General features: G+C 66.5%; 13 protein-coding genes. 8 read left to right on the top strand and 5 right to left on the bottom strand.

Annotated elements, in window-relative coordinates; all coding sequences use genetic code 11:
* On the top strand, window positions 1-461 hold a 461-nt coding region (locus tag ACM14_RS22305; RefSeq protein ID WP_031801766.1), incomplete at its 5' end, for a helicase-related protein.
* Between the two features lie 58 nt (window positions 462-519).
* On the opposite strand, the gene arsH is transcribed toward ACM14_RS22305, so the two are convergent.
* From arsH to ACM14_RS22280, 5 genes are read right to left on the bottom strand one after another with little or no spacing between them, the layout of a single operon-like run.
* Window positions 520-1242 (bottom strand): arsenical resistance protein ArsH, encoded by a 723-nt coding sequence (arsH, locus tag ACM14_RS22300; protein WP_003120015.1) that lies wholly within the window; start codon window positions 1240-1242, stop codon window positions 520-522.
* On the bottom strand, window positions 1235-1657 hold the full coding sequence (gene arsC, locus ACM14_RS22295; protein ID WP_006217715.1) for an arsenate reductase (glutaredoxin): 423 nt from the start codon (window positions 1655-1657) through the stop codon (window positions 1235-1237). The genes arsH and arsC overlap by 8 nt, the downstream gene beginning before the upstream one ends.
* Before the next feature lie 16 nt (window positions 1658-1673).
* Window positions 1674-2750, bottom strand: coding sequence for an ACR3 family arsenite efflux transporter (arsB, locus tag ACM14_RS22290; protein ID WP_006226019.1), 1077 nt, complete (start codon window positions 2748-2750; stop codon window positions 1674-1676).
* A gap of 11 nt (window positions 2751-2761) precedes the next feature.
* The gene (locus ACM14_RS22285; RefSeq protein WP_006226020.1) at window positions 2762-3256 is read right to left on the bottom strand and encodes an arsenate reductase ArsC; all 495 of its coding nucleotides are present in this window, start codon (window positions 3254-3256) and stop codon (window positions 2762-2764) included.
* Window positions 3257-3258: 2 nt separating this feature from the next.
* Entirely contained in the window at window positions 3259-3597 is a 339-nt protein-coding gene (locus ACM14_RS22280) for a helix-turn-helix transcriptional regulator (RefSeq protein WP_071534486.1), read from the bottom strand.
* 150 nt (window positions 3598-3747) lie between these two features.
* Here ACM14_RS22280 and ACM14_RS22275 point away from each other — a divergent pair, with 150 nt between their 5' ends.
* The 7 genes from ACM14_RS22275 to ACM14_RS22245 are packed head-to-tail and all read left to right on the top strand — an operon-like array spanning window position 3748 to window position 9777.
* Entirely contained in the window at window positions 3748-4326 is a 579-nt protein-coding gene (locus tag ACM14_RS22275; RefSeq protein ID WP_006217720.1) for a PilL N-terminal domain-containing protein, read from the top strand.
* Window positions 4323-4967: a hypothetical protein gene (locus tag ACM14_RS22270; RefSeq protein WP_003120009.1), complete on the top strand. Its 645-nt coding sequence runs from the start codon at window positions 4323-4325 to the stop codon at window positions 4965-4967. Before ACM14_RS22275 ends, ACM14_RS22270 begins: the two co-directional genes overlap by 4 nt.
* 12 nt (window positions 4968-4979) lie before the next feature.
* Window positions 4980-5705, top strand: coding sequence for a TIGR03759 family integrating conjugative element protein (locus ACM14_RS22265; RefSeq protein WP_003120008.1), 726 nt, complete (start codon window positions 4980-4982; stop codon window positions 5703-5705).
* Window positions 5687-6289, top strand: a complete 603-nt coding sequence (locus tag ACM14_RS22260; RefSeq protein WP_010791727.1) for a transglycosylase SLT domain-containing protein — start codon at window positions 5687-5689, stop codon at window positions 6287-6289. The genes ACM14_RS22265 and ACM14_RS22260 overlap by 19 nt, the downstream gene beginning before the upstream one ends.
* On the top strand, window positions 6286-6834 hold the full coding sequence (locus ACM14_RS22255) for an integrating conjugative element protein (protein ID WP_006226022.1): 549 nt from the start codon (window positions 6286-6288) through the stop codon (window positions 6832-6834). The genes ACM14_RS22260 and ACM14_RS22255 overlap by 4 nt, the downstream gene beginning before the upstream one ends.
* 4 nt (window positions 6835-6838) lie before the next feature.
* Window positions 6839-9031, top strand: a complete 2193-nt coding sequence (gene traD / locus ACM14_RS22250; RefSeq protein WP_003124516.1) for a type IV conjugative transfer system coupling protein TraD — start codon at window positions 6839-6841, stop codon at window positions 9029-9031.
* Window positions 9028-9777, top strand: coding sequence for a TIGR03747 family integrating conjugative element membrane protein (locus ACM14_RS22245; RefSeq protein WP_065347332.1), 750 nt, complete (start codon window positions 9028-9030; stop codon window positions 9775-9777). Before traD ends, ACM14_RS22245 begins: the two co-directional genes overlap by 4 nt.
* Window positions 9778-9780 lie beyond the last annotated feature (3 nt).

Below are 9780 nucleotides of genomic sequence, written 5' to 3'. Positions count from 1 at the left end.
GCACGCGCGACACCACGTCGCGCCTGAAGGTGCTGCTGGAGCAGGAGGGCTTCAAAGTGGCGGTGCTGCGCGCGAGCGTGGACGCCAGCCGCCGCGAAGACTGGATCGCCGAGCAACTGGACCGTGGCATCGACGTGCTCATCACTAACCCCGAGCTGGTCAAGACGGGGCTGGACCTGTTGGAGTTCCCGACGATCGTGTTCATGCAGTCGGGCTACAACGTGTACTCGCTCCAGCAGGCGGCACGCCGCTCCTGGCGCATCGGGCAAAAGCAGCCCGTGCGCGTGATCTACCTTGGCTATGCCGGTTCTTCGCAGATGACCTGCCTGGAGCTGATGGCCAAGAAGATCATGGTCTCGCAGTCCACCTCGGGCGACGTGCCTGAATCCGGGCTCGATGTTCTGAACCAGGATGGTGATTCCGTCGAGGTCGCACTGGCCCGGCAATTGGTCGCCGCCTGAACTTCACACAATGCCGACGACCGAGAGGTCGTCGGCTTTTTTTCAGTGCCTTGCATCGTCAAATTGCACCTTGCCGTACACGCTTGGACAGTGATTCAGCGCCCTCTTTGCGCTCGCTGTACCGATCCACCAGATACGGGACCGCGTCGCGCGTGAGCAGCGTGAACTTCATCAGTTCTTCCATCACGTCCACGATGCGGTCGTAATAGGCCGAGGGCTTCATGCGCCCGACCTCGTCGAACTCCTGGTATGCCTTGGCGACCGAGGACTGGTTCGGGATGGTCAGCATCCGCATCCAGCGGCCGAGCACGCGCATCTGGTTGACCGCGTTGAAGGACTGCGAGCCGCCCGACACCTGCATCACCGCCAGCGTCTTGCCCTGGGTCGGGCGCACCGCGCCGACCGACAGCGGAATCCAGTCGATCTGCGTCTTCATCAGGCCGGTCATCGCGCCGTGGCGCTCCGGCGAACTCCACACCATGCCTTCGGCCCATTGCACCAGTTCGTGCAGTTCCTTGACCTTGGGGTGATCAGCGGGTGCATCGTCCACCAGCGGCAGGCCGGACGGATTGAACAATCGGGTTTCACCGCCCAGCGCCCGCAGGATGCGGGCGGCTTCTTCGGCTGCGAGGCGGCTGAACGAGCGTTCGCGCAGCGAGCCGTAGAGCAGCAGGAAGCGCGGCGCGTGGGTGGTCCGTGCCGGCGCGAACAGGTGTTCGGCGTCTGGTTGCTGGAACAGCGCCGCGTCGATGTTTGGCAGGTCGAGGCGGGCTTCAGACACGACGGCCTTTCTCATCAACCAGCGGCTCGCCGTCTTCCTTGTTGAACGCGCCGCGCTGCGGTTGCGGCAGAAGGTCGAGCACGGCTTCCGATGGCCGGCACAGGCGCACACCCAGCGGCGTGACCACGATCGGCCGGTTGATGAGAATGGGATGCTGGAGCATGAAACCGATCAGGTCGTCGTCGCTCCACTTCGGGTTGCCCAGGTCGAGTTCGGCATAGGGCGTACCTTTCTCGCGCAGTATGTCCCGCACCGGCACGCCCATCGCCGCGATCAGCGCCTGGAGCGTGTCGCGGCCGGGCGGCGTCTTCAGGTACTCGATGATGGTCGGTTCCTCGCCGCTGTTGCGGATCAGGCCCAGCACGTTGCGCGATGTGCCGCAGGCTGGGTTGTGGTAGATCGTGATGGTGCTCATGGATGCCTCTTGGAGATTACGAAGTGGTCGCGCGGCGTTCGTACCAGCCGCGTGAGCGGTTGACCACCCGCACCACCAGCAGCATGACCGGCACCTCGATGAGCACGCCGACCACTGTTGCGAGTGCCGCACCGGAATGGAAGCCGAATAGGCTGATGGCGGCGGCCACGGCCAGCTCGAAGAAGTTGCTGGCACCAATCAACGCGGATGGCCCAGCGACGCAGTGCTTTTCGCCCGCCTGGCGGTTGAGCCAGTACGCCAGCCCGGAATTGAAGAACACCTGGATCAGGATCGGCACCGCGAGCATGGCGATCACCAGCGGCTGCCGGATGATGGCCTCGCCTTGGAAGGCGAACAGCAGCACCAGCGTCAGCAACAGCGCGGCGATGGACAACGGGCCGATGCGTTCCAGTGCCCTGTCGAACGCGGCCTGTCCCTTGCGCAGCAGCGCCCGGCGCCAAAGCTGGGCCAGGATGACCGGAATGACGATGTACAAACCCACCGACACCAGCAAGGTGTCCCAAGGCACCGTGATCGAGGACAGGCCCAGCAGCAGGCCGACGATGGGTGCGAAGGCGAGCACCATGATGGTGTCGTTCAAGGCCACTTGCGACAGCGTAAATGCCGGATCGCCGCCAGTCAGTCGGCTCCAAACGAAAACCATTGCGGTGCACGGTGCGGCAGCCAGCAGGATCAGGCCGGCGATGTAGCTGTCGAGTTGGTCGGCGGGCAGCCAATCAGCAAAAGCGTGGCGGATGAAGATCCACGCCAGAAGTGCCATTGAGAACGGCTTGACGGCCCAATTGATGAACAGCGTGATCCCCATGCCTCGCCAATGCTGGCGCACCTGGCCGAGCGCGGCGAAGTCCACCTTCAGCAGCATAGGGATGATCATCACCCAGATCAGCAAGCCCACCGGCAGGTTGACTTGAGCGATCTCCATGCGGCCGATGGCCTGGAATGCGGCGGGCGCGAACTGGCCCAGAGCGATACCCGCGATGATGCACACCGCCACCCATAGCGTCAGGTAACGCTCAAAGCCGCTCATGGCGGAGTTTGCTGGCGCGGGGCCGGCGGTATCGGTTGCGCTCATCGGTTCAGGCCTCACTGGCGGCCGATGTCGCGCAGTTCGCGCTGCAACGACATGGCATCTAGACTCTTGATCGGCAGCGACAGGAACAACTCGATGCGTCGGCGCAGCGTCATGGCGGTATCGAAGAACGCCTTGCTTTGTCGTTCCAAGGAGCCTTCCACGGCAGCCGGGTCAGGCACGCCCCAATGCGCCGACACCGGCTTGCCCGGCCATAGAGGACAAGCCTCGCCGGCTGCGTTGTCGCAGACGGTGAAGATGAAATCGAACACCGGCGCATCGGGCTTCACGAACTCGTCCCAGCTCTTGCTGCGGTAGCCCGTTGTCGGAAGGTGCAGCCGCTCCAGCGTGGCGAGCGCCAGCGGGTGAACTTCGCCTTTCGGATGGCTACCTGCCGACCAGGCGTGAAACCGCCCCTGGCCCATGTCGTTGAGGATGCCTTCGGCGAGGATGGAGCGGGCCGAATTGCCCGTACAGATGAACAAGGCGTTGTAAGTGGTATCGGTCATGGTCAGCAGCAGGTCTTGGATGGAGAAACCTCGCATACGCCACCTTGGCAGCAATGCTCGGTCAGGTAGCCGATGAGGCCGTTCATGTGGCCGTACTCGGCCCGATAGATCAGGTTGCGACCCTGCTGCTCGATGGTGACGAGGCCGGCATGGGCCAGCTCCTTCAAGTGGAAGGACAAGGTGTTGCGGGCCACGTCGAGCTGGTCGGCTAGCGTGCTTGGCGTCAGTCCGCCCGGGCCAGCAACGACCAAGGCGCGGAACACGCGCAGGCGCTGGGTGTGAGCCAGGGCGTTTAAGGCGGAAATGGCTTGATCTTCTTGCATGGTTCGATAATACAACAATTATTGAATCAATGTGCAAACCACAGTTGGGTTTGCGGGTTGCGCTATGTGTTGGACTGCAAAAGCGGGTAGCTCCCAGTTCGCATTCCTGACTGACCGCGCCGCCGCGCGCGGCCAAGGTATCGGCATCGCAACAGAAGAGCCGATGCCATGCCCGCAATCCATGTATCCCGGCACTTGGTCGGCGCCGGCCTCCTGGCCGCAGCCCTGGCCAGTGGCTGCGCGACCACCACGGCGCCGCTCGCACCCGATGCCATCGAGGAAGTCTCGGCCGCGCCCGAACCCGAGGCGCCCGAGTACATCCCGGTCGTGCGCTACGGCCGCTACACGCTGGTCGAGTTGGCACCCACGGCAGCGCAGCGCGACCTGCTGTTGCAGACCATCGACGTGTCCATGCCCGAGGATGCCCGCGCCACGGTCGGCGACGGGATGCGGCATGTGCTCAAGCGCAGCGGCTACGGCCTTTGCGAGACCGCGCATGCCGTGATCGAACTGTACGCGCTGCCGCTGCCGGCGGCACATCTGCATCTCGGCCCCATGACCTTGCGCCATGCGCTGCTCACGCTGGCTGGGCCGTCCTGGGAACTGCACGCGGATGACCGCGCACGGCAAATCTGCTTCGATCGGCCCGGCGACCGTGCAGTCGCCGAGTCCCCATCCGGGCCACTCGCCACCGAGACGGTGCAGACGTTCCCGCTGGCGCCTGCGGTTTCGGGAGGCCAGCCATGAATGCCTCGCATCCCGCCCAACGCTCAACCGCGGCGGTTGTCATACAGAGCCTGTTCTGGCTTTGGCTGATCGGCCTCAGTGTCATCGTGGCGCTGGGCTACCTGGCGATGCGCGATCAAACCGACCAGGATCGGCTGGATTCCCGCCTGCAGCGCCTGGAAGCGCAGGCGACTGGCCTGGCCGAGACCATCGAGGCCATCCAGCAGCGCCCAGCCGTCGCAACGGCCGCTGACCTCAAGGACACCCGCCAAGTCCTGGAAGCACGCGCTGCCCAGGTCGAGAAGTCGCTGAGCGGCTATGCCGCCGCTGATGACCTTCAGGCGCTACGCGCCGAAATCGAGCAGATCAAGACGCGCCAGACCGCCGCGCGTGCCGCAGCCCCCGCCCAGCCGCGCGCATCACGCCCGGCCGCCGCCTCCAAGGCCGAACCGCCGCCGCTGCCGTTCCGCGTCGTCGGCGCCGAACTGCGCGCTGGCCAGCGCAGCGTGTCCGTCGCGCCGAGCACCGGGGACTTCATGCCCGCCCAACTTCAGGTGCTGCTGCCCGGGGATGCGGTCGGCCCGTGGCGCCTGCAGGCGATCGAGGGCAACACCGCAGTGTTCCAGGCCGGCAACCAGACCCGCCGTGTGGCGATTCCCTGACCGGAGCACCCCATGAAGCCGTCGATCCTCCTTTCCGCGCTCGTGTTGGCGTCGGTGCAGTGGCCCATCTGGGCGCAGCAGCCCGCAACGGCCCCGGCGCGCAATGCGCAAAGCCAGGAGCGCCCGCTGGCCGCCCGCGTGCTGGACGATCGGGCGGCCAGTGAATGGGGCCTGCAACCGCAGGAGTGGACTCGCTATCGCGAGCTGATGGACGGGCCGCTGGGCATCTACTCGCCCAACCTGGACCCGCTGTCCGCCCTGGGCATCGAGGCACGCACTGACGAAGAGCGGCGGCGCTACGCAGAGCTGCAGGTGCAGGTCGAAGCGCGCCGCGTCGAGAAGCTGCTCGCCTACCAGCGCGCCTACGACGAAGCCTGGCAGCGCCTGAACCCCGGCATGCAGCGCGTGAACCTGCCCGACGACAAGCCCGGCGCCGGTCCCGTGCGTGGTAGAGGCCGCACCGCGGTGTTCGTCAAGGATGGCTGCGCTGCCTGCGGGCAGCTCGTACAGCGTCTGCAATCCTCAGGCGCCGATTTCGACCTGTACATGGTCGGAAGCCGCCAGGACGACGCGCGCATCCGCGACTGGGCCAAGCGCGCGCAGATCGACCCGGCGCGCGTGCGCGCCGGCAGCATCACGCTCAACCACGATGGCGGCCGCTGGCTGTCGCTGGGCCTGCCCGGTGATTTGCCCGCAGCCGTGCGCGAGGTGAACGGCCAATGGCAGCGCCAGCCGTAGCTGCCCCCGTATCGCAGTTCTTGCGCGCACTGGTGCTCTCTGCAGGCGTGTATGCCAGCACCCCCCATGCCCAGGAGGTCCCGCCACCGGCCTACCAGCTTGCCGCCCAGCGCGCGGGCATCCCTTCGACGGTGCTCTACGCCGTGGCCTTGCAGGAGAGCGGCATCCGGCGCAACGGGCGCATCGTCCCATGGCCGTGGTCCCTCAACGTCGCCGGCCAATCGCGCCGCTTCGCCACGCGCGCCGACGCCTGCGCTGGCCTGCAGCAGGCGATGCGCGCCACGCCGCACACGCGCATCGACGCGGGCCTGGGCCAGATCAACCTTGGCTACCACAAGCACCGCTTCACCGGCGCGTGCGATCTGCTGGACCCGTACCGCAACCTCGCCGTTGCCGCCGAGATCCTGAAGGAGCAGCACGCCCCCGGCGAGGACTGGCTGCTGGCGATCGGCCGCTACCACCGCCCCGCTGGCGGCGAGCCCGCCGTCCGCTATCGGCGCAGCGTGTCCCGCCACCTTGCCCGCGTGCAGGGCACGCGCCCAACCGCCGCGGTCTTCGCCGCGCGCCAGGAGACCTCCCCATGACGAAACCCCATCCGGTCCAACTCGCGCTCACGGGCCTGCTCATGCTGCTGTCAGGCCTGCCGCTGGCCTCGCGTGCTGGCGAGCCGCTGATCGTGGTCGAGGACCGTGGCGGCACGTCGGCATTGCCGTACTACGAAGCCCTGAACCTCCAGCCGCGCGCCAACGCGCCGGCCCGCCCCCCCATCCCGACGCCCCGGGTTCCCGCCACGCCAGCGGACGAAGCCGCGATGCTGCCGGTGCGCAGCAGCAAGCTCACGCCCGGTACCGTCGCGCGGCGCGTGATCGAAGCGCCCGGCCTGCGGCCGTTCGCGGTCATCGGCGACGACGAGGCTTCCCGGGTCTGGTTGCAGCGCCGCGCCGCCGCTTTGCGTGAACGCGGCGCGGTCGGCCTGGTGGTCAACGTCGAGACCGCGCAGAGCCTGGCACGGCTGCGCGCTCTGGTGCCTGGCGTACCGCTCGCGCCCGTGGCCGGCGACGACCTGGCCGATCGCCTGGGCCTGCGGCACTACCCGGCGCTGATCACGGCCACCGGCATCGAGCAATGAAGCCATGTCAGGCAAACAGCCGGTCGAGGTTCTGCTACGCCCAGCGGTGGAGCTATACACCGTCGCGGCGTGTGCAGGCGCCGCGTTTCTGTGCCTGGTGGCCCCATGGTCGCTCGCGCTGAGCCCGGCCATGGGCATCGGCAGCGCCTTGGCGTTCGGCGCCTACGGCGCGATCCGCTACCGCGATGCCCGCATCATCCTGCGCTACCGGCGCAACATCCGCCGTCTGCCGCGTTACGTGATGACCAGCAAGGACGTGCCGGTCAGCCAGCAGCGCCTATTCGTGGGGCGCGGCTTTCTCTGGGAGCAGAAGCACACGCATCGGCTGATGCAGACGTACCGGCCCGAGTTCCGCCGCTACGTCGAGCCGACGCCGGCCTACCGGCTGGCCAGGCGCCTGGAGGAACGGCTGGAGTTCGCGCCATTGCCGCTCTCTCGCCTGCCGAAGCTCACCGGCTGGGACGTGCCTTTCAACCCCGTGCGCCCGTTGCCGCCTGTCGGCGGCCTGCCAAGGCTGCACGGCATCGAGCCCGACGAAGTGGACGTCAGCCTGCCGCTGGGCGAGCGCGTCGGGCACTCGCTGGTGCTGGGCACCACGCGGGTGGGCAAGACGCGCCTGGCCGAATTGTTCGTCACGCAGGACATCCGCCGCAGGAATGCTGCCGGCGAGCATGAGGTCGTCATCGTCATCGACCCCAAGGGGGATGCCGATCTCTTGAAACGGATGTACGTCGAAGCCCAGCGCGCTGGCCGCGAAGGCGAGTTCTACATCTTCCACTTGGGCTGGCCGGAAATCAGCGCCCGCTACAACGCCGTGGGCCGCTTCGGTCGGATCTCGGAAGTGGCGACACGCATCGCGGGGCAGCTCTCCGGCGAAGGCAACAGCGCGGCGTTCCGCGAGTTCGCATGGCGCTTCGTGAACATCATCGCCCGCGCCCTGGTGGAACTGGGGCAGCGCCCGGACTACATGCTGATCCAGCGCCACGTCATCAACATCGACGCGCTGTTCATTGAGTACGCCCAGCACTACTTTGCCAAGACGGAGCCCAAGGCCTGGGAGGTGATCGTCCAGATCGAGGCCAAGCTCAACGAGAAGAACATCCCAAGGAACATGATCGGGCGCGAGAAGCGTGTGGTGGCGCTGGAGCAATACCTCTCCCAGGCGCGCAACTACGACCCTGTGCTCGATGGCCTGCGCTCGGCGGTGCGCTACGACAAGACCTACTTCGACAAGATCGTTGCATCGCTGCTGCCGCTGCTGGAAAAGCTCACGAGCGGCAAGATCGCCCATCTCCTGGCGCCGAACTACTCCGACCTGGCCGACCCGCGCCCGATCTTCGACTGGATGCAGGTCATCCGAAAGCGGGCCATCGTCTATGTGGGTCTGGATGCGTTGTCTGACGCCGAGGTCGCCGCAGCGGTCGGCAATTCGATGTTCTCTGACCTGGTTTCGGTGGCCGGACACATCTACAAGCACGGAATCGACGATGGCCTGCCCGGCGCAGTGGCTGGCGCTCGCGTGCCGATCAACGTTCATGCCGACGAATTCAATGAACTGATGGGCGATGAATTCATCCCGCTCATCAACAAGGGCGGCGGTGCCGGCCTGCAAGTCACGGCGTACACGCAGACGCTCTCGGACATCGAGGCCCGCATCGGAAATCGCGCGAAGGCCGGCCAAGTGATCGGGAATTTCAACAATTTATTCATGTTGCGCGTGCGCGAGACGGCCACCGCGGAACTGCTGACGAGGCAGTTGCCGAAGGTCGAGGTCTATACAACCACCATCGTCTCGGGCGCGACGGACAGCTCAGACATCCGCGGCGCGACGGATTTCACGTCGAACACCCAGGACCGCATCAGCATGGCCAGCGTGCCGATGATCGAGCCGTCACACGTCGTCGGCCTGCCCAAGGGCCAGTGCTTCGCGCTGCTGCAGGGCGGCCAGCTCTGGAAGGTGCGTATGCCGCTGCCGGCGCCGGACCCGGATGAAGTGATGCCGGCGGACCTGCAGCAACTGGCCGGGTACATGCGCCAGAGCTACAGCGAGGCCACGCAGTGGTGGGAGTTCACCAGCTCGTCGGCCTTGCAGGATGCGGCCTTGCCCGACGACCTGCTGGACGATGCCGCTGCGGCCGAGCCCGGCGCGGTGGCCACCGGCGCCGACGATGGCGCGGGCAACGAGGCCGTGCCATGAAGGATGCCGCCTCGACCGCGCAGCGGGAGCAGAACCATCGCCAAGGCTTGATCGTCGGCACCATCACCTTACCGTTCCGGCTGCTCGGGGTGCTCATTGGCTCGCTGCTGTTCTCGATCGTGGTGGAGTGCGTCGGCATGCACCTGTTCTGGAAGGACCAGGGCTGGCGCCACTCCCAGCAGATGCTGCAGTACGAACTCGGGCACCTGTCCAACCACTTCACGCGCAGCGTGGTGGTGCAGGAGCCCGGGCGCACGGCGCACGAGCTGGTGGATACCGGGTACGAGTGGGTGTTCGTGCGCTCGGGGTTGCTGGAGCGCATGAGCCAGACCGCCGAGCGCGTCCGCGCGCCCAGCCACGGGCAGAGCCGCAACTTCCGCTACTACATCAGCCAGGTCTATGTCTGGGCCGAAAGCTACCTGATCGCTGCGGCCTTCACGACGCTCACCTTCCTGGTGCGCCTGCTGGTCCTGGTGCTCACGCTGCCGCTGATCCTCACGGCGGCATTCGTCGGCCTGATTGACGGCCTGGTGCGACGGGATGTGCGCCGGTTCGGCGCGGGCCGCGAATCCGGCTTCATCTACCACCGCGCGAAGGCCAGCCTGATGCCGTTGGCCGTGCTGCCTTGGGTCACCTATCTCGCTCTGCCCATATCGGTGCATCCTCTGGTCATCCTGCTGCCCAGCGCGGCGTTGCTGGGGATGGCAGTCAGCCTGACCGCAGGCAGCTTCAAGAAGTACTTATGAGGT

Origin of the sequence: Delftia sp. JD2, assembly GCF_001682645.1 — a bacterium.
Classification (GTDB): domain Bacteria; phylum Pseudomonadota; class Gammaproteobacteria; order Burkholderiales; family Burkholderiaceae_C; genus Comamonas; species Comamonas acidovorans.
The sequence above is the reverse complement of the archived record's forward strand: the minus strand, read 5'-3'. Positions and strand labels throughout refer to the sequence as shown.